This is a genomic window from Streptomyces sp. NPDC047853, assembly GCF_043204535.1.
Lineage (GTDB): Bacteria > Actinomycetota > Actinomycetes > Streptomycetales > Streptomycetaceae > Streptomyces.
Window position 1 is genome coordinate 45,569 of sequence record NZ_JBIDCI010000022.1, and the last position, 22,773, is coordinate 68,341.

A 22,773-nucleotide genomic window follows, 5' to 3' on the forward strand; every position below is an offset into this window, starting at 1 on the left:
GCGAATGGAGCGACCGGAGCCTACCGGACGTGATCACCAGGTGGTGGGGAAGTGAAGAAAGTGCGACTGCCCGTCATTGCGACGGAAGCTTCTGCCCGTGAGGCGCGCGTCGGGCGGGAGCGCCCGGTCGTGCCCCGCAGGGGTGAACGCGAAGCGGAACGAGAACTACCGCTCCAGAGTTGGGCGTCATGCCGGTCATGGAAGCGATCAACGAAGTGCACGTGTCCGAACCGGGCCTGATCGTGGTCGACATCGCCGCAGCCGACGACGAGACCGCGTTCACCTTCCACACCGCGCTCGCCGCCCGGTGGGCGACCACGGCCGTGGAGCGCACCACCCGCGAGCCCGGGCAGGGGGGTGTGCGGCTGCGCTGCTACCTCGACCTGCGCCAGCCCCCTGCCCCACCCGGCCGCCCCGGGGAGCCCTGGTAGACGGCAGCAACTCTGCGTCGGGGCCACCGCCCTGGCGAATTTTGGGTACCTAAAACCCTCGCTTCGTATATTCTGGGTACCCAAAACAGTGGGAGGTTTCATGAGCGCTGCCCTGCCCGGCCGTCCCGCCATCGGCCCGAAGGTCCCGATCAACTTCCCCGCCGGCCTGCTGAAGGACATCGACGCCGGCGCGGACCTCGCCGGCCTCAGCCGCGCCGCATGGGTCCGGCGCGCGGCCGCGCGCGCCCTGCCCGAGATCTTCGACGGGGCCCTGACACCCGACGACATGCCCCGCTTCCTCACCACCGCGGAGAAGGGCGCTGATCCCGCTCACGAGGTCGACGACGCCACCCTCCGTCGCCTGCTGACCGCGGCCGACGACGGCACTCTCGTCATCGAGCCGTTCACCGCCGAGACGCTGACCACCGCCACGGCCCGGCTGAGCTTCCTCACCCGCACCTTCATCGCCGACGGCACGCCGGTCACCCTCTACCAGGTCGCCCTCGGCATGACCCACCGGCAGCCCGGCGAAGACGGTCCCGCCCGGCACGGCCGGCACCTTCTCTACCTCGACCAGGCCGCCGCCCGCGCGGCCCACCAGGAGATGAGCACGTATCCCTCGCTCGCCACCGGGCACCATGAAGGGCTCTCCTCATGACGAAGCTCCGCCCTCACCAGCGTGAGGCTGTCGACGCCGTCCTGGCCGCCCTCCGGGTGCCCGCGGGCGGCACCGTTCCCGAGCGCGGGCTGCGCACCCAGGTCGTCATGGCGACCGGCTCGGGCAAGACCCTCGTCGCCGCGCAGAGCGCACGTGAACTGCAGGCCGGGCGCGTGCTGGTGCTCGTGCCCTCGCTGGACCTGCTCGCCCAGACCGAGGCCGCCTGGCGTGCGGCCGGCCGCACCGGCCCGATGATCGGCGTCTCCTCCCTGCGGGGTGAGGGCACGGCCTTCCCCAGCACCACGGACGTTCAGGAGCTGGTGGAGTGGGTGCGGCCGTTCGACACGGTCACCGTGTTCGCCACGTACGCCTCGCTCGGGCTCGGCACGCTGGAGCGCGCGCATCAGGCCGGCCTGCCGGGGTGGTCGCTGATCGTCGTGGACGAGGCGCACCGGGTTTCGGGCCGCAGCGCGAAGCCGTGGGCGGTCGTCCACGACAACCAGCGGATCCCTTCGCTGCGGCGCCTGTACATGACCGCCACCCCGCGGCTGTGGCAGCTCGGGGACGAGGACGGTGACCAGGGCGCGCCGGGCGAGCTGGTGGCGAGCATGGACGACGATCCCAATGGGCCCTTTGGCAGCAGGGCGTACACCCTGACCCTCTCGGAGGCCGTGGATCGGGGGATTTGTGCCCCGTACCAGGTGGTGTGCGTGGACATCACCGACAGCCAGCTCCAGGCCGCGCAGCTCCTGGGGGTTCAGGCCCGCTCGGACGAGGTGCGCGGGGCCCGGCTCGCGGCCCTCCAGACGGCGCTGCTCAAGGCGGCCTCGGAGGAGGGTTTCCGGCGCACCCTGGTCTTTCACCACGTGGTGAAGGAGGCGGAGGCGTTCGCGGCCGGCCTGCCTGATGTGGCCGCCAAGCTGCGCGCTGAGGACCCCGCGCTGTACCCGCGAACGATCTGGGCGAACTGGCTGTGCGGTGGGCACAAGCCTGCGCACCGGCGCCGGGTCCTGGACGAGTTCGCGGCCGGGATCGCCGCCGACGGCACGGTCGTGGAAAAGGGCTTCCTGGGGTCGGTGAAGGTGCTGGGCGAGGGCCTGGACACCCGGGAATGCGACTCCGTGTACTTCGCGGACGTGCGCGGCTCCATGCCGGACCTTGTCCAGGCCGTCGGCCGCGCGCTGCGTATCCAGCCCGGCGAGGGCAAGGTCGCCTCCCTCGTCGTGCCCGTCCTGCTCGGGCCCGGCGAGAGCGCCGACACCATGCTCACCTCCCGGGCGTTCGGTGGACTCTCCAAGCTTTTGATGGCGCTCCGCGCGCACGACGCCCGGGTGGTCGAGCAGCTCGCCGAGCAGCAGGCCGCAAGCACTCCCGCAGCCGTTCAGGTCGCCGAACAGGGCCAGGACGGCGAGGGGGACGGCGGCCCGTCGGTACCCGCGCGCCAGCTCTTGAAGTTCTCCACGCCGCGCGACCCCGCGCAGCTGGCCGCGTTCATCAACCTGCGCGTCCTCAACCCCGAGCACCAGCACTGGCGGCGCGGCATCGAGGCAGCGGGCATCTACGCCCGCCAGCACGGTGACCTGAAGGTGCCGTTCACCTACCGCGTGCCCGGCAGCGACGGCCCGGAGGCGGAGGGGTGGCCGGCCGCGCTCGCCGATTTCCCGCTGGGGCAGTGGACCGCCGACAACCGGCGCTTCTACGCCCGCGGGGACATGGACGCGGGCCGGGTGGAGCAGCTGGAGAAGCTGGGCATGGTCTGGTCGCACTTCGACGTCGCCTGGGAGGAGGGTCTGGCGGCCGCGCGTGGGTGGGCCGCCGAAGCCGGGCACCTCCTGGCCCCACTGGACGCCGTGTTCCAGGGCTACCGGGTGGGGATCTGGCTGAAGAACGCCCGGGCCGGCGCGCGCAAGGCGCTGGAGGTCGAGCAGCGGCGTGCCGAGGGCCTGCCCGTTCAGTCGGTGGCCGGGGCGCTGTCGCAGGCGCGGCGTGAGCAGCTGGAGGAGATCGATCCGTCCTGGTGCCCGGCCTGGCCGGTGGAGTGGCAGCGCGCTTTCCACCTCGTGCGGCAGCACCTGGAGGCCGGCGGCACGCTGCCCACGGCGCCGGGCGAGGTCGTGCAGCAGGGCGAGGACCTCGGACGGTGGGTGCGCTCCGTCCGGCACGGCTGGGACAGCCTGACCACCGTCCAGCAGTGGCTGTGCGAGCAGGTCCTCGGCATCACCCCCGCAGCCGAGGAGGAGAAGCCCCGGCCCCGCCGCAGCCAGGCCGACAAATGGGCCATGAACTACGCCGCCGCGAAGCAGTTCTACGAGCGCGAGGGCCATCTCCAGGTCCCGCGAAAGCACATCGAGCGGACCGTCGGCGAGGACCAGGAGGAGCGGGAGCTCCGGCTTGGTGCATGGGTCGGGAACCAGCGCAGTCGGGCCGCGATGCTGTCCCCGGAGCGGGTGAAGCGGCTCTCCGCAATTGGGATGCGGTGGATTTGAGGCACCGGGCCCCGGGCACCCCCGATGGTGAAGCGGGCCAGGCCCTCGCGGCCGCCGGGGCGTCGGCGCCGCGGCGGAGAGACAGGCGCTGCTGGAGCCGCTCGAATGCAGGCAGCCCGCCTCCCAGACCACCAGCTCGCCGTCCAGCCCGGCCTCGGACAGTTGCGCGAGGGCGGCCTCCCGGATCTCCGGGAACGCGGCGACCATACCCGTGCCCCGCCTTGGGCGCAGCAGCACCCGCCCGTCGGCCCGGTGGGCGAGCTGGGCGCGGTAGCCGTCCCACTTCGGCTCAGCGGCGGATCCGGGGGGCAGGTCGGGGCTGCCCACCGGTGTGGTGAGCATCGGTTCCGGCAGCGTCCAGGTCATGCCTGATGCCTTTCACGCACGCGCTCGCTCTGCGTGTGCCTGTGAATCAGGCGGCACGGAAGTCGTGAGCAGGGCTGCCGCGCCACTCCACCCACCGCCGGTCGTCCAGAACGGCCTCTGCGTCGTCGATTCCGGCGCCTTCGAGAAACACCACCAGGTCGTGATCGCTGTAGGCGGTGCCGAGGATTTCGTCCCGGCCGTGACGGTGCACGCTGACCCGTCGGCCCCCGGAGACCGAAGGCCGGTGCACGACGATGGGCGCGCGACTCACCCCTCCAGGGTGCTCCTGCCAGCCGGGAAGCGCGAGGAGCGCGTGTGGGGGGCGGTCAGCGGCCAGCGTCGTTGATGCCGGACGCCAGCTGCCCCACAACGTCCAGCACGCCCTGCCCGAACGCAGTCGGCGCGACGAGGATGCCGAAGACCAGGACGATCAGTACCGTCAGCTGTTCGTCGTTGCGGCTGCGGGCCTGGGTGCGTCGGCGCAGCCGCACGATGATGATGACCGCGAGCAGCACGGCAACGTTGATGGTCAGCACGCACAACCCCACCGGCTCAGTGAACGCCCCTGGTCAAGGTTGTAGCCAGCATGCGCATCCGCGGCATCTGCGTCATACAAGGATGGCCGCATATATCCGCCAGATCGGCCTGTTCAGCCGTCTTGCCTCCCGGCTCGAACCCGCTCACCGCTCGGCCCGAGTCAGGTGGCGCGCAGCGTTCTCCCCCATCGCTGGACTGCCTTGGCGTCGCAGTACTCGCATAGCGGAGAGCGGGCCCCGGAACCGTATTTGTGGGTCGGCCGGCGGCACGTGGAGCACGGGCCGACCTGGTCGCCGGGACACGTGAGTGCCGAGGCGTCCGGCTCGCTGGTCGGCGCAGGGGCGGTCATCGGGTTTCCTGACCAGTCTGGTGGCCACGAGCGGCCGCTTGGAACGAAGCATGGAACGACAGCGACGATGTCCCTGGCAGGCCAGCTTCCCGGGCCGCCGCACGCAGGTCTGCAGCGAGGCCCTCCAGCGTCTCCGGGATACCGGATCGCGGAAGGACCGCCATCCCGTCGTCCCAGCACAGGTCCACCCAGCGCGGTCCTTCTCCCGGGAAGCGCACGGACCGTGCGGTGGCCGCAGGTCGCCACACACCACGCAGGGCCGCGGTGGCGTCTCTTGGATGCGGGCCATCGTCTCCCGCCGCGCGGGTGGAGCCGGTGCCGCTTCCAGGCCGGTGGGCTTGATGCCGTGGTGGCCGAGCAGGTCGGCGGGCTCCATGACGTCTCTCCATTCGCCCACCCCTGGATGGCTGCGTGTCCAGCACATCATAAAATAGAACAGGTGAACGATTCAGGTCCCGCGCGACTCACACTGCTCCGCTTCCTCGAACGGGGTGCAGCTGCGCGACCTGGACCGCACCCGCCGCTGGATCGCCGACGAGGAACGCCGCCAAGCCGAACGCCGCCGCGGCATCGAGGACAGGCCAGCCCCGCCCAACTGGCTCTTGGAACGCGGCCTGAACGGGCACAGCCCACCCGTCTACATCCACGCCGGCGACTGCTGGAACGCAGGCCAGCGCAGCAAGGGCATCGAGCAGGCGCAAGCCCGCCAGGCACTCGCAGACGGCGTCAAGCCATACGACGTGTGCCGACCGGACTCGGCGCTCGGCTTCGTCGACGGGTAGCGGTAGCCTCCCGGTGCGGCAGGCGCGTCATCTGACACCTGCGGGCGCGTGAGCGGTAGCTCTACGCCTGCCTCACCTCACGCGTTCCCCGGCTTCCGTGCCGTCTTCTTCGCCGCGGCCTTCTTGGCTGGCTGCTTCTTCGCAGCCCGCTTCGTCGGCATCTCGTGCACGTCCGCGTGTTCGCCGGTGTCCTCACCGCGGGACTCCTTGGCCTTCGACACGGACTCCTTCAGGGCGGCCATGAGGTCGACGAGCTGCCCCGAGTCGGCGGCCGGCTCCGGCGCCGAAGGCGGTTCCCGATGCTCGCGCTTCGCCTCGATGAGCTCGGCAACGGCCTCGGTGTACGTGTCGCGGAACTCGGGGGCGTCCAGGTCGTCGCGGGTCATGGTGTCCATCAGCGCGAGCGCGCCGTCGATCTCCTCGTCGGACAATTCCAGCGGCGGTGGCAGCAGCTCGGACGGATCGCGGATCTCGTCCGGCCAGCGCATCGCGTGCAGCACGATCGCCTCCCCTCGGACCCGGAGCAGCCCGAGGCGTTCCCGGCCCGACCACGCGTACCGGGCCACGGCCACCCGCGACGACCTCTCCAGGGCCTGCCGCAGCAGCTTGTACGGCTTGCCCGCCACCTGGCCGTCCGGGGCGAGGTAGTAGCCCTCGGCGACGCGGAGCGGGTCGATGGACTCCTGCGGCATGAACGCCACGATCTCGATCGCCTTGGCCGTCGGCAGCGGCAGATCCCGCAGTTCTTCGTCGCTGATCGGCACAATCTGTTCCTTGGTGAGCTGGTAGCCCTTGCCGATCTCGTCCGAGCTGACCTCCCGGTCCTCCAGCTCACACACCTTCCGGGTCCGCACCCGGGCCATGTCTTCCAGGTGCACCCGGTGGAAGTGAATGCTGTGGTCCTCCGTCGCACTGACCACGTGGATCGGCACCGTGACCAGGCCGAAGCTGATGGCGCCGGACCAGATGGTGCGGGGCATGACGTACCTCCAAGACAGCCCCGAGCAACGCCAGCTGTGGGATCTCAAACTTCGCTGCACAGTCTCAGGGCTAATTGCACTCTGACTGCGCTTGTGCAGTCAGCATGAGATCCACTGTTCAGTATCGACGCCCATTCGAGTGACGGCACCAAATAAACACTCGCCCCACGTCAGCCGGCCTGCATCTTGGATTCGTTGGCTGTTCCTCGGGGTGGGGGTAGTGCCATGAGTAATCTCGCTGTGACGGTCAGCGCACGTCAGACGAACGGACAGCTTCTCGTCTTAGAGGTCGCGCGGGTAGGTCAGGGCCGTCGGGCCGGGCGGGCATCCCACCGGTAGGCCGTCCAGGCCCGGCGTAGCAGCCTGCGGATCACGATGACCGCGCTGGCCAACGCCACCCATGCGTCTTGCACCACCGCGCGCCGGTCGGTCACGATCGATAACGCCTTGAATCCCCGGTTGTGCCAGGAGTTGGTCCGCTCGACTACCCACCGGTGGGTGTGGTTGATCGGCACGAACTGCCCCTTCGGGGTGATCCGACCAGCGCAGCCCAGCTCTTCCAGTAGCGCCCGGGTGGGCTGTGAGTCGTAGCCGGCGTCCAGGTGCACCGTGATCGACGGTGGCAGACGGAACCCGAACAGGCGCAGGGTCTCCAGGGTGGGGCGCAACAGCGGCGAGTCGTTGCGGTTCGCGCCGACCAGGACCCACCCCAGCGGCAGGCCTCCACCGTCGACCAGTACCGAGCGCTTGAGACCGCTCTTGCCTCGGTCCACCGGGCTGCGCCCGGTGTTCTGGCCACCGCCAGGGGCTTTCACGATGCAACCATCGACCACGAGGTTCTCGAGGTCGAGGCCGATGGCCTCGTCGTATGCCTCAAGGGCCAGCTGGTGCAGTCGCTCGAAGGCGCCGACGGCGATCCACTCATCCCGCCGGGCCCTCATCGTGGTTGCCGAGCAGGTGTGGTCGGCGTGCTGCTGGTAGGTGCCTCCGAGTACGAGGCGGGCCAGGAGCTTGTCGAACACGAGCTGGTCGGGGATGCGGGGACGGTGGCAGCCCAGCGGATGAGCGACTGCCTCCCGCTTGGGCAGGAGGGCTTGGAACTGGTCCCACAACGGGGCGGTGATGGAGGAGGGCAGGACGGGCACGTGACCTTCGCTCGGCCGTAGAGGACGTTGACCAGCAAGTCCCGCCGGGGTGCGCCGCCTTGGCAATCGGCGGCACACCCCGGCGGGGCGAAGGTCACCCGGCCTGTTCCTGCAGGTCCGCTGCGGAAACAGGCGCGGGCATGCGCCAGGCCACGACCGCACCGGTCACGAGCCCCCCGGCGGCCAGCAGGGTGGCGACCAGGAACGGGTCGAAGGAGTGCAGGGTCGGAGCGAACCCGATCCCATCGCAGACTGCTACCCCGGTCGCACCGCCCAGTTGGTCAGCCGCGCGCTGGACGCCCGAGGCGACCCCAGCGTCGTCCTCGGTGACGCCGCTGACTGCGACGTACTGCAGCCCCACGATGCCGAACCCCATCCCGGCCGCGATCAGGAGCATGGCCGGGATCATCGCCGCCCCGCCTGCCTGCAGGACCGAAACGAGCGCGATCGCGGCCATCGCGGCCGCGGTGAACCCGATGCCGGCAAGCACGCACGCGCGTGCTCCCCAGCGGCCCAGCAGACGAGGCACGAGCATGGAGAACACGATCAGCGAGAGCGCCAGAGGCAGCATCGTCAGGCCCGCGCCCAGCGGGCCGATGCCCAACCGGTCCTGCAGATAGAAGGTGAACAGCAGGAACGAGGTCGACAACCCCCCGCTCAGCAGCATCGTGGCCAGGTTGGCCGCCACACGCGTGCGGTTGGCGAAGAAGTGCAGCGGCAGCAGCGGGTTGCGCGAGCGTGCCTCGACACGCACGAACCCGGCCCCGGCGGCCACCGCCCCGGCCAGTGCCACCGGGACCACCCATGCGGGCGTTGCGGGTTCACCGGCCTCGACCACGCCGAAGGTGAACAGCAGCGGGCAGGCGGTCAGCAGCAGCGCGCCGGGAAGGTCCAGCGGCGGGGCGTCCTGGGCCACGGGCCGGTCACCCTCGACCAGGAAGACGGCTGCCAGCAGCACGATCAGGATGAACGGCACCGAGACCAGGAAGATCCACCGCCACCCCAGGTGGGCGGTGATGATTCCGGACAGGACGAATCCGAGCACGAGACCGCAGCTGGCCACCGCCGCCCACACGCTCAGGGCCCGCGATCGACGCGGGCCTTCGGGGAACATCAGGACGATGGTGGCCATCGCGGCGGGCAGCGCGATGGCCTCACCGGCGCCCTGCAGCAGGCGCGCGACCACCAGCAGGGCAAACGTGGGGGCCAGGCCTGCCAGCAGGGACGCGGTGCCGAACAGGGCGGTGCCGAGCAGCAGTACGCGCCGCCGCCCGAGCAGGTCGCTCAGCCGGCCACCGAGCATCAGCAGCCCGCCGCCGGTGACCGTGTACCCGACCACGACCCAGGTCAGGGTGTGCCCGTCGACGTCGAAGTCGGCGCCGATCGAGGGCAGGGCGATGTTGACCACGGTCACGTCGACCGCGATGAAGAACTGCAGCATGGACATCGCGCACAGCACCAGCCATGCGCGTGCCGGGGACGGGCTGTGCCCGCGTGAAGAAAGGATGCCCGAGAACATCAGGTGCTCCGTCGCTCAGAGGAAGCTCTGAGCAGCACGAACGTGCCGCTCCGGTCTGATCACGAAGCGGTTGGACGTCCAGGAAGGGTGTGAGTCGAACGTCCCGCCGCTAGCGGGACGCCCTGGTCACTGCGGCGCAAGCGGCCGCGCACGAAGCAGCAGACATGCCATGAACGCTACCAGGGAGGGGCACCCGGGTCAGGCATTCGCCCGATGCCTCATGCCCTCACTCGAAGGCCCGTTCGCCAGAGCTTCTTGGGCGCGGGGAGCTCGTCGTCGCGGAGCACCTATCCGCGCGACCTCTTATCCGGGCCGCTCTCGGCGGAAGTGATCTGTCTCTGCCCGCCTGCTTGCCGTGAGGGGGCGGAACCGCTTGCAGGCCCCGGACAGCGCTGATCCGGCTGCTGTCCCAGCTCCCGGCACGCGGGATCGGCCGCCTCAGGACACTTGCACCGCAGTGCTCACCCGCCGTGGAAGCCGTGATCGCTGAAGGCGCCCGCCTTCGCCGCGAAGCATGCGGACCACCCGTTCAATGGACTGACCGGCACAGATGAGCCCCGGATCCGGCGGCGGGGCAGGCTTGAGCCGGATCCGGGGTGGCCAGGGGCCCGAAGGGCCTATTTGACGGCACCGGCGGTGACGCCGCGGGTGAGGGTGCGCTGGAAGATGAGGAAGAAGACGACCATGGGGATGACGCCGAGGAGGGCGGCGGCGCTCAGGGCGGTGGGGTCGCTGGTGTACTGGCCTTGCATGACGGACAGGCCGAGGGGGACGGTCTGGTTGTCGTTGGAGATGAGCAGCACGAGGGGGTAGAGGAACTCGTTCCAGCTCCAGACGAAGAAGAACACGCACATCACCGACAGGGTCGGCCAGCTCATGGGCAGGATGATGCGCCACAGGATGGTCCAGCGGCCGGCGCCGTCGAGGGAGGCGGCTTCGATGAGTTCGCGGGGGAAGCTGCTGAAGACGGAGGAGAGCAGGTAGGTGCCGAAGGCGCTGTAGGTGATGCCGACGAGGATGGTGTAGCCGAGTTTGCCGTCGTAGAGGCCCATCTCCTTGAACAGGTAGTAGATGGGGTAGACCAGTCCTTCCTGTGGCAGGACGTTGACGCCGAGGAAGAAGACGAGGAAGGCGGTGCGCCAGCGGACGCGGCCGATGCCGATGGCGTAGGCGTTGAAGAGGGCGAGGACGACGGCGATGAGGACGACGCCGAGGCTGATCTGGATGCTGTTGACGAGTTTCTGGGTGAAGTCGACGCGTTCCCAGACGTCGCCGATGATGTCCCAGTTCCAGTGCTCGGGCCAGGACAGTGACCCGTTGGCCCGGTAGTCGGCGCTGGTCTTGAAGGAGTTGAGCAGGATGATCGCGAAAGGAGCGAGGAAGGCCAGGACGAAGACGGTGACCGCGGCGAGGACGGCGTAGGAGCCGGCACTGCGCTTACGGGGTGCCTTGTTCCTGCGCCGGCGCGTGGCGGGGGCAGGGCCGGATGTGTGGGCCTTCTTGGTGCGGGACGTGACGGGGGTGGTGGTGTCGGTGGTCATGGTCATCCGTCCTCGCGGGCCTGGCGGCTGAGCATCGTTCCGGCGATGATCAGCACGAGCAGGGTGATCGTGCTGGAGATCGCGGATCCGTAGCCGACGTCGGCGCGTTCGAAGAAGTTCTGGTAGGCGAAGTAGGCGGGGACGAGGGTGGAGTTGCCGGGGCCGCCGCCGGTGAGGACGAAGATCTGGGCGAAGACCTTCAGGCCGGCGATGGTGGTGGTGACGAGGACGACGTAGACCTCGGGCCGCAGGATGGGCACGGTAATGCGGGTGAAGCGCTGCCACCAGGAGGCGCCGTCGAGTGAGGCGGCCTCGTAGAGTTCGGGGTCGATGCGCTGCAGGCCGGACATGAACAGGACGAGCGGGTAGCCGAGCTGCATCCAGACGAGGACGCCGAGGACGACCCAGAGGGCGAGGTCGGGGTCGCCGAGCCAGTTCTCGGCGAGGGAGCCGAGTCCGATGGTGTCGAGGATGCTGTTGACGGCTCCTTCGGGGGCGAGGATCCATCCCCACATCAGGCCGGTGACGGCGACGGGGATGACCTGGGGCAGGTAGAGGCCGGAGCGGAAGATGCCGACGATGCCGTCGCCGTGCTTCTTTCCGATGTAGTCGAACAGCAGCGCGGCCAGGAACAGGCCGAGCAGGGTGGGCACGACGGCGATGCCGATGATGACGAAGGCGATGTTGCGGAAGGAGGCCCAGAAGTCGGCATCCTGGAAGAGGCGTGTGTAGTTGTCCAGGCCGATGAAGGTGGGGTCGCCGATGCCCTGCCACGCCGTGAGGCTGTAGTAGAAGGTCATCACCAGCGGGACGACGAGGAAGAGCAGGCTCAGCAGCAGGCCCGGCGTGAGGAAGACGGCATATCCCGTGGACCGCGGGTGACGTTTGGTTTTCACTGTTGCTCCTGGTTGGGCGGGGCGGCTGCCGCGGCGGGCCCGGGCAGCCGCCCCCGGAACGCGTGGTTACCGGCCGGCGGCGCGCCGATGCGTCGGCCGGGGAGGGAACGTCACGGCCGGGTCGCGACGTACTTCTCGTAGGGGGCCGCCAGCTCGTCGAGGACGGAGTCGGCCTTGCCGCCGTTCATGAGGTTCTGCGTGGCGGCGACCCAGGTGTCGTAGTAGCCGGCGACCGGCCAGTCGGGGTAGAAGGCCAGGCCGTCGTTCTCCTGGGTCTGCGCGAAGGCTTCGGTGAGCTGGCGGGACTTGGGGTTGGTGATGTCGGCCGGCTTGGCGGCGAGCGGGACGTTGCCCTCCTCACCGATCAGCTTCTGGATCTTGTCGGACATCGTGATGTCGATGAAGTCCTCGGCGAGCTTCTTGTTCTTGGCCTTGGTGGGGATGACCCAGTTGTTGCCGCCGGAACCAAGCGTCCTCTCGCTGCCCGGGTAGGGGGCGGTGGACCACTTGAAGTTCTTGATGTCGGTGGTCAGGCTGCCGAACCACCAGTTGCCTCCGACCATGATGGGCCGCTTCTTGGAGACGAACTGCTCGACCATGTCGCTGCCCTTGAGACCGACGTCCTTCTTGTCGAAGTAGCCCTTGTCGAGCCACTCCTGGTACTTGTCGACGGCGTAGGTCATCTCGGGGCCGTGGAAGTCGACCTTGCCCAGGTAGCGCTGGTAGTTGTCGACCCAGGTGTTGTTCGCCTTGGACAGGGCGAGCAGGTAGAGCCAGTGGCCGGCGGGGTGGTCGTTGCCGGCGTTGGCGAGCGGCGTGATGCCCGCGGCCTTGAACTTCGCCAGCGCCGCTTCGAAGCTCGCGAAGTCGGTGGGCTTGTCGACGTTGTACTTCTTGAACAGGTCGTCGTTGTAGTAGGTGAGGACGAACTCACCGTAGTTGGGTATGCCGTACCACGTGTCGCCGCCCATCTCGCCCTTGTCGTTGTAGCGGGCGGTGACGGAGGCGCTGTCGCTGATCTTCCCGTCCCAGCCGTGTTCCTTCACGAGGGGGGTGAGGTCGGTGAGCAGGCCCTGCTTGGCGAGCTGTCCGGTGGTGGCGTTGCCCTTGTTGTACTCCATGACGTCGGGCGCCTTGTCGGAGTTGAGGATCATGCCGGCGTTCTGCTGGATCTGTTCGAACGTCTTGCGCTCGAAGACGACCTTGACGTCGGGGTGGGTCTTCTTGAATTCGGCGATGGCCGCGTCCCATGCCTTGCTCAGGGCGCCGTCCTCCTGTTCGTAGTGCCACAGGCGGAGGGTCTTGCCGTCGCCCTCGGCACTGTCGGAGCCGCCGCAGGCGGTCAGCGGTGCCAGCAGGGCCAGGGCACAGGCCGCGAGGAGGAGCGGCCTTCTGCGAAGGACGGAGGGGGTGCGCGGGATGTTCATGGCTGTTCCTTGGTGTGCGTCGTTGCGACAAGGGCGGGCGATGTCAGCTGGTGGTGCGGCGGCGGTGGACGCGGGCTTCCCACGGCTGCAGGGTGTGCGGCGTCGTGAGGGATCCGGTGGCGGGAACGTTGGCGATCAGGGTTTCGCTGTGCTCCCAGCCGTCGGGCAGGTCGACGGTGAGGTTGGTGCCGCTGAAGTTGGCCAGGACGAGCAGCTCGGTGTTCCGGTCCGCGTCGTGGCGGGTGAAGGCGTAGAGCTGTTCGTGGTCGGGGTGGAGCATGTGGAAGTCGCCGTGGGTGAGGGCGGGCTCGGTGTGCCGCAGGCCGATCAGGCGCCGGTAGTAGTGGAAGACCGATTCCGGGTCGGCGAGCTGGGCCTTGGCGTTGATGTCCGTGTGATCGGGATTGACGGCGATCCACGGCGTGCCGGCGGTGAAGCCGGCGTGTTCGGTGGCGTCCCACTGCATGGGGGTGCGGGCGTTGTCCCGGCTGCGGTGCCGCAGCCCCTGCATGACGGCGTCGGCATCGGTTCCGTGCGCGGTCTGCTCGCGGTAGTGGTTGACGGACTCGATGTCCCGCAGGTCGTCGATGGAGGTGAACGGGGCGTTGGCCATGCCCAGTTCCTCGCCCTGGTAGACGAAGGGTGTGCCTCGGTGCAGGTGCAGGACGGTGGCCAGCAGCTTGGCGGAACGGTCCCGGTAGGCGGGGGTGTCGTCGCCGAAGCGGGAGACCACTCGGGGCTGGTCGTGGTTGTTCCAGTACAGGCTGTTCCAGCCGGTGTCGCCCAGGCCGGTCTGCCAGCGGCCGAGGCTGGCCTTGAGGTCGGTCAGTTTCAGGGGCCGGACGTCGAACTTGCCGCCGGGTCCCTGGTCGAGCCCGACGTGCTCGAACTGGAAGACCATGTCGAGTTCGCGGCGGGCGGGGTCGGTGAAGAGCTTGGCCTCCTCCACCGTGACGCCGGGCATCTCGCCGACGGTGAGCAGCCGGCGGGGGTGGCGGTCGAAGACCTCGCGGTGCATCTCGGCGATGTAGTCGTGGATGCGGGGGCCGCACACGTAGTAGGGGTGGCCGAGACCGTAGCGGGCGCCTTCGGGGACGATGCCGTCGGGCAGGGCCGGGTCCTTGGAGATCAGGTTGATGACGTCCATGCGGAAGCCGTCCACCCCCCGCTCCAGCCACCAGCGCATCATCGCGTACACGGCTTGGCGGACTTCGGGGTTGTCCCAGTTCAAGTCGGGCTGCTTGCGGGAGAAGGTGTGCAGGTAGTACTCGCCGCTGGCGATGTCGTACGTCCATGCGGGACCGGAGAACCATGACTCCCAGTTGTTCGGTTCCGCTCCCGGCGCTCCGGGCTCCATGCCCTCACGCGGCGGGCGCCAGATGTACCAGTCGCGCCGAGCTCCGTCTGGTCCGCCGTCGCGGGAGGCGGTGAACCAGGCGTGCTCGTCGCTGGTGTGGTTGACGACCAGGTCCATCACCAGCTTCATGCCGCGCTCATGCACCGAGGCCAGCAGCCGGTCGAAGTCGGCGAGCGTGCCGAACAGCGGGTCGATGTCCTGGTATTCGCTGATGTCGTAGCCGTTGTCGTCGTGCGGCGAGGGGTAGACCGGGGAAAGCCACAGCACGTCCACGCCGAGCTCGGACAGGTAGTCCAGGCGCTCGATGATGCCCTGGAGGTCGCCTATGCCGTCCGCGTTGGAGTCGGCGAAGGAGCGCGGATAGATCTGGTAGACCACCGCGTTGCTCCACCAGGAGTCGGCAGGGCTGACTACGTTTTCCGACACGTCAAACCTCATCGTGTGTGATCGACTACTCAAAGTGAAGAGGGAGGGGCTGGGCAGGCCGTGGTGGTGGCCGGCGGCGTGGGTCAGGAGATGGCCGCGCCCACCGCGTCACGGATGACGAGGCAGGCCGCACCTCTGGCCCACAGGTCGTGGCGGACAGGGTCGACGTGGACGTCGCAGTCGCGGGCGGCGGTGGAGAACGCGTGCGCTTCCAGTGCCTGTGACGCTGCCGGGCCGAAGAGGTCGTGAGCGACCGCTCCTTCTCCGGCGATGATGATCTTTTGCAGGTTCAGGAGATTGCACATGCCGGCCAGTCCCCGTCCCAGGGCGGCTCCTGCTTCGGCGAACGCGGAGCGGGCGACGGTCTGGGCGGACCCGCCTGCGGGCGAGCGTGCGAGATCGGTGGCTTCGGAAATCGTGGTGCAGGGGATGCCCGCGTCTTGCAGGTGGCGCAGGACCGCCCGGTCCCCGGCGAGAGCTTCCAGGCAGCCGCGGCGGCCACAGCTGCACATCGGGCCCGCGGGGTCGAGGGGCAGATGGCCGAGCTCTCCGGCCAGGCCGGTGGCGCCGGAGAACAGGGTTCCATCGAGCAGCAGGCCGCAGCCGATGCCGGGGCCGACGGTGACGACGGCGAAGGAGTCGACGTCGCGGCCCTGCCCGAACCAGCGTTCTGCGACGACCAGGGTGTTGACGTCGTTGTTCACGACGACCGGCAGACCGGTCGCTTCTCTCAGCGGGCTGGCCACGTCGACCTTGTCCCAGTCGAGCAGGGCCGAGTAGCGGCAGATGCCGGCGCCCGAGTCGACGTGGCCGCTGACGCCGACTCCGAGCCCCAGTACCCTGTCCGCCGCTTCGGGCGCCTCGGAGAGGAGCCTGCTGGTCAGGGCTGCAGCGGCGGACAGGGCGGTCTGGGGTGTGCAGTCGGCGATCGGTTCCTCGGCGCGGGCCAGGACGTTGGCCGCCATGTCGGTGACCACTCCGGAGACCTGTGCGGGACCGATCTTGATGCCGACGACGATGTGCTTGTCCGGATTGACGTGGAGCATCTTCTGCGGCCGGCCCCTCCCCTGAGGAGCGGCGTCTGATTCGTGCAGGTAGCCGTGCTCCAGGAGCGGGGGAAGCATCCGGGTCACGCTGGAGGGGACGAGACCCAGGCGCTGGGCCAGCTGGGTGCGCGAGATGGGACCCGCGGTGAGGACGGTCGCGAAAATCTCCGCCCGGGTCTGCTCACCGACAAGCTCCGAGAAACGGATCTTGGACGGGCTCATCACGCGCGCCTCCAAAGGAGTAGTCGGTCAAGGGCTGGTCGGTCCGGTCCGCTTTCATCGAACCCGATGCGGAACACGCCGTCGTCGGTGACAGCGAAACCGTGGCGCAATCAGGGCCGGGGCGATCGCCGTGCTCTCCTCCCGCCTTACCCCGGGCGCCTGGTCCGGTACCCCGGGCCAGCTGGACATGACGGGAGTCTGTCCCCCCAGTTTTCGTGCGTCAAGAAAGAAAACAGCGCGTTACGCAACCGTAATCGCGCCTCGTGCGCCCGCTTCCTGTACCAGAAGTCCCGGTCTGGGGCCTCGGTTCGGCCAACGAGACGGGCGAGCGACAACGAATCTTGTTCATTTCGTTGACACGGGGAAGAAATGACGGGACGTTATCCGGCGACCGCACAGCGCTGGGCTCAGCATCCGGCGCTTGCGCGGCATCCAGGGACCCGTTGTCTGCGCCGTTGGTGCTCTCAGCGGAGTGCGTGCTGCGCCCACCGGCCCGGGTGGGGCGGAGAACCGGAGTGTTCCGGCCTCCCCGGATGAACCCGGGCGCACGCGCCACCCGTTCTTGCCTGCCGAAGGGAGGACTCTTGCACTGGCCCGGTCACCGACCCGCGACAAGGCCGTGGCCAGCCGATCCGCCGGGCATCCGGCCATCTGCCTGTACGTAGCCCGGACCGGCTGGGGGCACCTAGTTTCCGTCCCCGGCACATCTGTAGTAACCCGCCGGTGGCCGCCTCGGCCGCGCTTCCCCCTGATGCGTGCGGTCTCGCCGGCCTGCGCGTTGGTCGGGCCGCCCGAGCAGACCGCGGTGCAGAGCCGCCGGCGGTCCCCCTGTTGCCAAGGAGAAGGACATCAGCATGCCTGCAGCAGCACTGAGACGACTGGCGGCGATCGCCGTCGGACTGGCGCTGGCACTGGCTTCGGTCATCGTGCCCGTCAGCACGGCTGCGGCCGGAACGCCCCCAAGCCGCCCGGCTCCTGACGCCCTGGCCGCTCCGGCGGCTGAGCCGACACCCGCGGACAGCACCGCCCTGAAGACGTGGTGGCACGACAACTACGAGTTCAACACCACCAGCCCGGTGGCGAACGACAAGGTGCGGCGGTCGTCGTTCTACGACGTGAAGGTCGCCACCGCGGCGGCCCCGACGACGAAGTACGACTCGTTCGCCTACATGAGCATCCCGCGCAGCGGCAAGGGAAAGATCGGCTACACCAAGGAGGACGGAGCCGAGTTCTCCTCGTCCGCGAACCTCACCATGAGCTGGTCGTCCTTCCAGTACACGACCGACGCGTGGGTCGACGTCTCCCTGCGCACCGGCCAGACGATCTCCTCGGCCGATCAGGTCAAGATCAAGCCGAGCAGCCTGGGCTTCGCCAAGGAGCTGGTCGACAGCAACACCGTGCGCGTCAAGGTGCCCTACAGCTCGGCCGGCTACCGGTTCTCCGTCGAGTTCGACCCGCAGCTGTACACGGCCTACAACGACATGTCCGGCCCCGCGAACGACGCCGGCAAGCTCACCGACCAGGGCGGCGGCGGCAACCGGGCCATCCACACCGAGCCCCGCAACTCCATGATGATCTTCGCGGAGCCGGCACCGACGGGCGCGGAGACCGAGCGGCTGGTCCCGACGGCGGCCTCCGGCAGCACCTACTACCCGCCTCAGGGCCAGGTCACCAACCTGAACACCATCAGCGAGGAGATCGTGTACTTCCGGCCCGGCACCTACTACATGACCTCCAAGTACCACGCGCTGCTGCCCAAGCAGGTCAAGTGGGTCTACCTGGCTCCCGGCGCATATGTGAAGGGCGCCATCCGGTTCCCCGACGACAGCCAGGGCCTGTACAAGGTGACCGGCCAGGGCGTGCTCTCCGGTGAGCAGTACGTCTACGAGGCGGACACCAACAACAACTACGACCACCTCTCCGGCGCGTCCAACTGCCACTCCAGCTGCGTGAAGATGCTGCAGTTCGCCTCCGCACAGGGCCGCCAGCAGCACCTGGACCTGCAGGGTGTGACCATCAACGAGCCGCCCTACCACTCCTTCGTCGTCTACGGCGACGAGCAGACGTTCAGTATGCGGGTCGACAACTACAAGCAGGTCGGCTCCTGGTACTGGCAGACCGACGGCATCGAGCTCTACCGCGGCAGCACCATGAAGAACACGTTCTTCAACGCCAACGACGACGTGCTGAAGATGTACCACAGCGACGTCAGCATCGATAACACCGTCATCTGGAAGAACGAGAACGGCCCCGTCATCCAGTGGGGCTGGACTCCGCGCAACATCGACAACGTCCGGGTGAACAACACCCACGTCATCCACAACCGGATGTACTGGAAGGACGTCAAGTACAACACCTGCATCCTCAACTCCTCATCGCACTGGGAGGACATGGGCTCGACCACCAAGGCCGACCCTGGCGCGTGGGTGAGAAACATGACCTTCGAGAACATCACCGTCGAAGGCATGACGAACTGCGCGATCCGCGTCTTTGCCCTGTCCAGCACCGAGAACATCCACGTCAAGAACCTCAAGATCGGCGCATGGAACCAGCTCGACCCGTCCTCCCAGGTCAGCCTCCTCAAGCGGTACTCCAACAGCGCCGGACAGAAGGTGACCCTCGGCAACGAGACGCGTGACAGCCGCGGCCTGAAGCTGGAGAACTACACCGTCGGCGGCACCGTCATCAGCAAGTCCGGCACCAACTGGTCCGCCGACCAGCTCGGCCGGATCGGCTTCGACGCCGAGAACTGGGACAACTGGAACGCCTGGGGACCCGGCGGCAGCAACCCCGGCCCCGACCCAGTCACCGGCGGCAAGATCGTCAACGGTGCGACGTCCAAGTGCATGGACCGCGCCGGCGGCTCCACCGCCAACGGCACCGCCGTCCAGCAATGGTCCTGCGCCAACGCGGCCTCGATGAGCTGGGCGCTCGACGGGCAGCAGTTGAAGTCCGGCGGCAAGTGCCTCGACGTCGAAGGCGGCGCCACCGCCAACGGCACCAAGGCGCACCTGTGGGACTGCGGCAGCTGGGACAGCCAGAAGTGGTCCTTCCATTCCAACGGCGCCCTGAAGAACGCCAAGTCCGGACGGTGCCTCGACATCGAAGGCCAGAGCACCGCCGACGGCGCCCGCCTGCACCTGTGGGACTGCGGCATCTGGGCCAGCCAGAAGTGGACCCTCACCTCCTGATCCACCCCGGTGGCCGCCGCCAGCGACCAACCGCCGCCGGCGGCCACCAGCCCCACACCCCGCTCCTCGCTGGAGGAAGCGGCCCTCCCCCGCTCGCCGCTGAGAAAGGGCATCACCGTGGAGACACCCACCAGGTACCAGGGACCGGTGCTGGGCCTGTTCCGGATCGTGCTCGGACTGCTGTTCGCCTGCCACGGGGCGGCAACGCTCTTCGACGTGCTCGGCGGACCGCACGGGCAGCCCCCCAGCACCGGCCAGTGGCCCGGATGGTGGGCGGCGGTGATCCAGCTGGTCGGCGGCGCCCTCGTCCTGCTCGGCCTGGGCACCCGGCCGGCCGCCCTTCTGTGCTCGGGCTCCATGGCCTACGCCTACTTCGTCCACCACCAGAGCGACGGACTGTTCCCGCTGGAGAACGGCGGCGAGCAGGCGGCCCTGTTCTGCTGGGCCTTCCTGCTCATCGCCGTCCTCGGCCCCGGCCGATGGGCCACGACCGAGCTGCTCGCCCTTTCCACCCACCGCAAGCAGCACACGCGAAAGGAGGTGAGCGACACGCGCAGCAGCTGACCTCGCACAACAGCCTGTCATGAGCACGTAAATCACGGGCCATATCGGTCTGTGATTCCCCGACGCACACGGAGGAAGAGCATCATGAACCGCGTACCCGCAACCGCGGCCGGCCGCACCGCACTGGGCGCCGCCGTCCTGGCCACCAGCCTGATCGGCGTGCTCGCCGGGGCACCGACGGCCGCCGCACACGGCACGGTCATCGCCCCCGAGACCCGCAACTACGGCTGCCTGCAGCGCTGGGGCTACAGCGAGCCCAACGAGTCCCAGGACCCCATGTGCTACCGCACCTACCACGAGAACGCCAACGCCATCGGCGCGTGGAAGGCCGTCTACGCCAACAACACCGGCGACAACTACAAGCAGGTCATCCCCGACGGCCAGATCTGCAGCGCCGGCGGCCAGGGCGAGACGAACTATCGGCCGCTCGACCGCCCCGGCCCGTGGAAGATGACCGACACCGGCGCCAACTTCACCGTCGACCTCTACGACGAGGCCCGCCACGGCGCGGACTGGCTCGAGGTCTACGTCACCAAGCAGGGCTTCAACCCCGAGTACGAGCTGATCGGGTGGGACGACCTCGAACTGGTGAAGAAGACCGGCCGCTACCCCTACCAGGCGCACTACGTCACCGACGTCAGCACCTCCGGCTACAGCGGACGGCACGTCGTGGTGACCGTGTGGAAGGCGTCCCACATGGACCAGAAGTACTTCCTGTGCAGCGACGTCAACTTCAGCTGACACCAGCGCGACCCAGCTGAACGACGTCACGGCACATCGGCCTCGCGAGGTGCACACCTCGCGGGGCCTTCCCCCCTCCCTCTACCGGTCGGCTGCCGAGGCCGGACCGGTCGCCTCCCGGAGGACCCATGCTCCTGACCAGCCACCCCCGCCGCCTGCTGCGTGACCGGCTCCTTCCCGCCGTGCGCACCCCATCCACCCGAAGGACAGCCACACAGCGCGCGGCCGAGTACTACCGGATGCGCAGCACCGCGGTTCTGCGCATCAGCGTCGGTGTCCTTTACTGCTGGTTCGGGGCGCTCAAGTTCTTCCCTGCCGCGAGCCCGGCCGAGGAGATCGCGGCCGCCGCCATGACGAAGCTCACCGGTGGCCTGCTGCCCACGACCCTGTCCATGCCTCTGCTCGGCACCGCGGAGACCTTGATCGGACTCGCTCTGGTCACCGGCCTGTTCCTCCGGCCCGCCTTGATGGCGTTCTTCGGGCACATGGCCGGGGTCTTCACCTCCCTCGCGCTGCTGCACGGTCAGATGTGGCACCACGGTGTGCCCACCCTCGAAGGCCAGTACGTCCTGAAGAACCTGGTCCTGGTAGCCGCCTGCCTGACCGTCGCAGCCGACGAGGTCTCTGGTTGGCGCTCACGAACCCCCGCTACGCAGCCCACCAGATAACCAGCCCGGTCTTGCGGGACAAGAAGTCAGCCGACACCGCGCAGAAATGCCACGTTCGTGAGACTGAGCGGCTGTGCCATCGACTTGAAACAGCGGAAGAAACGCTGGTCAACGACCATGCCCTGTGCCCCGAGCGGCCAGACGCTACACCAGCCTACGAGCCCTCCGCGCAGGACGCACTCGTCGTAGCTGCAAGCACGAGCTGACTCGTTCCGAAGCCACGCCAGCCACGCGTTCCCTCAGCGCCCGTCATGCGCGGAAGCGGGAGAGCCATGTGCCGCTGGACTTCTGGCCCGGTACGGCCTGGTCGTGCTCCTGGTGCTCGGGCCCGGCGTGCTCGGCTTGGCGTTCGGCGGTGACGGCTTGGTGCTTGCAGTCGTCGCACAGGTGCGGGTGGGTCTCGCGCGGGGCGTCCCACCCGGCGGGCTAGGGTCCGTCTTCAAAGATCATCCGGGTGGTGGATCATGGTGTCGTGGTACGTCGTCATGAACTCACAGACCAGGAGTGGGAGTTGCTTGCTCCACTCATACCGCGGGCTGCGACGGGGCGTCCCCGCGTGGAGGACCGGCAGGTCATCAACGGGATGGTCTACAAGATCCAGACCGGGGTCTCCTGGCGTGACCTGCCGGAGCGCTACGGGCCGTGGAAGACCGTGTACACCCGCTTCCGCCGCTACGCCCTCGACGGGGTGTTCACCCAAGCCCTGCAGCAGATCCAGGCCCACGTCGACGCGGCCGGCGACATCGACTGGCTGGTCCAGATCGACTCCACCATCGTCCGCACCCACCAGCACGCCGCCGCCACGGGCCGAAAAAGGGGCGGCACCGGCAGGACGAACCGGACGATCACGCCCTCGGCCGATCCCGAGGCGGACTGACCACCAAAATCCACCTCGCCTGTGACGGCAAGGGCCAACCACTCGCGATCCTGGTGACGCCCGGCCAACGCCACGACAGCGTCTGCGCACGCCCTCTGCTGGAACGGATCCGCGTTCCCCGCACCGGCCCGGGCCGGCCGCGGTGCAGGCCCGACCAGGTCATCGCAGACAAGGCTTACAGCTCCCGCGGTTTCCGTGCCTACCTGCGAAAACGCGGCATTGCGCACACCATCCCCGAGAAGACCGACCAGCGACGGCACCGGCTGAGGCGCGGTGGCCACGGCGGCCGACCACCAGGGTTCGACCGGGAGACCTACCGGCGGCGCAACCTGATCGAGCGCTGCTTCAACCGGCTCAAGGGCTTCCGCGGGATCGCCACCAGATACGAAAAGACCGCCACCTCCTACGAAGCGGCGGTCACCCTCGCATCAATCCTGCTCTGGGCAAGATCCGTTTGAAGACGGACCCTAATAGGAGGTTTTCCCCGTGGGGTGCCTGCGGCCGGCGGTCCGCGCCCAAGCGACGAGCCCGTCTTCGCGAGCCGACCGGAGCCGAGTGCGGGCG

At 68.6% G+C, this 22,773-nt stretch carries 19 protein-coding genes and 1 pseudogene; 9 read left to right on the plus strand and 11 right to left on the minus strand.

Translation table 11 applies throughout. From position 1 onward, the window contains the following. The first annotated feature begins 188 nt into the window (after positions 1-188). From ACGF5T_RS30690 to ACGF5T_RS30700, 3 genes are all read left to right on the plus strand, one after another. A complete protein-coding gene (locus ACGF5T_RS30690; RefSeq protein ID WP_366768277.1) occupies positions 189-431 on the plus strand; it encodes a DUF6207 family protein in 243 nt (80 codons plus the stop codon). A gap of 100 nt (positions 432-531) precedes the next feature. After that, a complete protein-coding gene (locus ACGF5T_RS30695) occupies positions 532-1,089 on the plus strand; it encodes a hypothetical protein (RefSeq protein ID WP_366768276.1) in 558 nt (185 codons plus the stop codon). Continuing rightward, the gene (locus ACGF5T_RS30700) at positions 1,086-3,575 is read left to right on the plus strand and encodes a Helicase associated domain protein (RefSeq protein ID WP_366768275.1); all 2,490 of its coding nucleotides are present in this window, start codon (positions 1,086-1,088) and stop codon (positions 3,573-3,575) included. Before ACGF5T_RS30695 ends, ACGF5T_RS30700 begins: the two co-directional genes overlap by 4 nt. 177 nt (positions 3,576-3,752) lie before the next feature. Here ACGF5T_RS30700 and ACGF5T_RS30705 read toward each other — a convergent pair. From ACGF5T_RS30705 to ACGF5T_RS30715, 3 genes and pseudogenes are all read right to left on the minus strand, one after another. Beyond that, a pseudogene (locus tag ACGF5T_RS30705) lies at positions 3,753-3,941 on the minus strand (ATP-dependent DNA ligase); the annotation flags it as partial. Between the two features lie 46 nt (positions 3,942-3,987). Next, the gene (locus tag ACGF5T_RS30710; protein ID WP_366768274.1) at positions 3,988-4,212 is read right to left on the minus strand and encodes a hypothetical protein; all 225 of its coding nucleotides are present in this window, start codon (positions 4,210-4,212) and stop codon (positions 3,988-3,990) included. Positions 4,213-4,267: 55 nt separating this feature from the next. Next, positions 4,268-4,477, minus strand: a complete 210-nt coding sequence (locus ACGF5T_RS30715; protein ID WP_121701451.1) for a hypothetical protein — start codon at positions 4,475-4,477, stop codon at positions 4,268-4,270. 841 nt (positions 4,478-5,318) lie between these two features. On the opposite strand from ACGF5T_RS30715, the gene ACGF5T_RS30720 reads away from it, so the two are divergent. Then, positions 5,319-5,609, plus strand: a complete 291-nt coding sequence (locus ACGF5T_RS30720) for a DUF6233 domain-containing protein (RefSeq protein WP_366768273.1) — start codon at positions 5,319-5,321, stop codon at positions 5,607-5,609. Positions 5,610-5,686: 77 nt separating this feature from the next. Here ACGF5T_RS30720 and ACGF5T_RS30725 read toward each other — a convergent pair whose 3' ends face one another. From ACGF5T_RS30725 to ACGF5T_RS30760, 8 genes are all read right to left on the minus strand, one after another. Further along, positions 5,687-6,589, minus strand: a complete 903-nt coding sequence (locus tag ACGF5T_RS30725; RefSeq protein ID WP_366768272.1) for a Ku protein — start codon at positions 6,587-6,589, stop codon at positions 5,687-5,689. Between the two features lie 302 nt (positions 6,590-6,891). Beyond that, entirely contained in the window at positions 6,892-7,734 is an 843-nt protein-coding gene (locus ACGF5T_RS30730) for an IS5 family transposase (protein WP_366768271.1), read from the minus strand. Between the two features lie 94 nt (positions 7,735-7,828). After that, the gene (locus ACGF5T_RS30735; protein ID WP_366768324.1) at positions 7,829-9,181 is read right to left on the minus strand and encodes an MFS transporter; all 1,353 of its coding nucleotides are present in this window, start codon (positions 9,179-9,181) and stop codon (positions 7,829-7,831) included. A gap of 689 nt (positions 9,182-9,870) precedes the next feature. Continuing rightward, the gene (locus ACGF5T_RS30740) at positions 9,871-10,794 is read right to left on the minus strand and encodes a carbohydrate ABC transporter permease (RefSeq protein WP_366768270.1); all 924 of its coding nucleotides are present in this window, start codon (positions 10,792-10,794) and stop codon (positions 9,871-9,873) included. A 2-nt stretch (positions 10,795-10,796) separates the two neighbouring features. Continuing rightward, positions 10,797-11,690, minus strand: a complete 894-nt coding sequence (locus ACGF5T_RS30745; RefSeq protein ID WP_358744887.1) for a sugar ABC transporter permease — start codon at positions 11,688-11,690, stop codon at positions 10,797-10,799. 110 nt (positions 11,691-11,800) lie between these two features. Further along, a complete protein-coding gene (locus tag ACGF5T_RS30750) occupies positions 11,801-13,117 on the minus strand; it encodes an extracellular solute-binding protein (RefSeq protein WP_366768269.1) in 1,317 nt (438 codons plus the stop codon). 43 nt (positions 13,118-13,160) lie between these two features. Beyond that, on the minus strand, positions 13,161-14,900 hold the full coding sequence (locus tag ACGF5T_RS30755; RefSeq protein ID WP_366768268.1) for an alpha-glucosidase: 1,740 nt from the start codon (positions 14,898-14,900) through the stop codon (positions 13,161-13,163). Positions 14,901-14,983: 83 nt separating this feature from the next. Beyond that, complete coding sequence (locus tag ACGF5T_RS30760; protein ID WP_366768267.1) at positions 14,984-16,168, minus strand: ROK family protein; 1,185 nt, start codon at positions 16,166-16,168, stop codon at positions 14,984-14,986. 854 nt (positions 16,169-17,022) lie between these two features. On the opposite strand from ACGF5T_RS30760, the gene ACGF5T_RS30765 reads away from it, so the two are divergent. The 5 genes from ACGF5T_RS30765 to ACGF5T_RS30785 all read left to right on the plus strand — a co-directional run bounded on the left by ACGF5T_RS30765 (position 17,023) and on the right by ACGF5T_RS30785 (position 22,667). Then, complete coding sequence (locus ACGF5T_RS30765) at positions 17,023-19,359, plus strand: family 49 glycosyl hydrolase (RefSeq protein ID WP_366768266.1); 2,337 nt, start codon at positions 17,023-17,025, stop codon at positions 19,357-19,359. Between the two features lie 117 nt (positions 19,360-19,476). Further along, positions 19,477-19,923, plus strand: coding sequence for a DoxX family protein (locus ACGF5T_RS30770; RefSeq protein ID WP_366768323.1), 447 nt, complete (start codon positions 19,477-19,479; stop codon positions 19,921-19,923). An 84-nt stretch (positions 19,924-20,007) separates the two neighbouring features. Further along, positions 20,008-20,664, plus strand: coding sequence for a lytic polysaccharide monooxygenase auxiliary activity family 9 protein (locus ACGF5T_RS30775; protein WP_366768265.1), 657 nt, complete (start codon positions 20,008-20,010; stop codon positions 20,662-20,664). A 128-nt stretch (positions 20,665-20,792) separates the two neighbouring features. Further along, positions 20,793-21,332, plus strand: coding sequence for a DoxX family membrane protein (locus ACGF5T_RS30780; protein ID WP_366768264.1), 540 nt, complete (start codon positions 20,793-20,795; stop codon positions 21,330-21,332). A gap of 472 nt (positions 21,333-21,804) precedes the next feature. Beyond that, a protein-coding gene (locus ACGF5T_RS30785) for an IS5 family transposase (RefSeq protein WP_366768322.1) occupies positions 21,805-22,667 on the plus strand; the annotation gives its coding sequence in 2 pieces (ribosomal slippage) (positions 21,805-22,162 and positions 22,162-22,667; 864 coding nt in all). Positions 22,668-22,773 lie beyond the last annotated feature (106 nt).

What these genes read in the sequence shown, in the direction of transcription:
- ACGF5T_RS30690 (WP_366768277.1), top strand. Translation starts at nt 189, where the DNA reads ATGCCGGTCATGGAAGCGATCAACGAAGTGCACGTGTCCGAACCGGGC.
- ACGF5T_RS30695 (WP_366768276.1), top strand. Translation starts at nt 532, where the DNA reads ATGAGCGCTGCCCTGCCCGGCCGTCCCGCCATCGGCCCGAAGGTCCCG.
- ACGF5T_RS30700 (WP_366768275.1), top strand. Translation starts at nt 1,086, where the DNA reads ATGACGAAGCTCCGCCCTCACCAGCGTGAGGCTGTCGACGCCGTCCTG.
- ACGF5T_RS30725 (WP_366768272.1), bottom strand. Translation starts at nt 6,589, where the DNA reads ATGCCCCGCACCATCTGGTCCGGCGCCATCAGCTTCGGCCTGGTCACG.
- ACGF5T_RS30735 (WP_366768324.1), bottom strand. Translation starts at nt 9,181, where the DNA reads ATGTCCATGCTGCAGTTCTTCATCGCGGTCGACGTGACCGTGGTCAAC.
- ACGF5T_RS30740 (WP_366768270.1), bottom strand. Translation starts at nt 10,794, where the DNA reads ATGACCACCGACACCACCACCCCCGTCACGTCCCGCACCAAGAAGGCC.
- ACGF5T_RS30750 (WP_366768269.1), bottom strand. Translation starts at nt 13,117, where the DNA reads ATGAACATCCCGCGCACCCCCTCCGTCCTTCGCAGAAGGCCGCTCCTC.
- ACGF5T_RS30760 (WP_366768267.1), bottom strand. Translation starts at nt 16,168, where the DNA reads ATGAGCCCGTCCAAGATCCGTTTCTCGGAGCTTGTCGGTGAGCAGACC.
- ACGF5T_RS30765 (WP_366768266.1), top strand. Translation starts at nt 17,023, where the DNA reads ATGCCTGCAGCAGCACTGAGACGACTGGCGGCGATCGCCGTCGGACTG.
- ACGF5T_RS30775 (WP_366768265.1), top strand. Translation starts at nt 20,008, where the DNA reads ATGAACCGCGTACCCGCAACCGCGGCCGGCCGCACCGCACTGGGCGCC.
- ACGF5T_RS30780 (WP_366768264.1), top strand. Translation starts at nt 20,793, where the DNA reads ATGCTCCTGACCAGCCACCCCCGCCGCCTGCTGCGTGACCGGCTCCTT.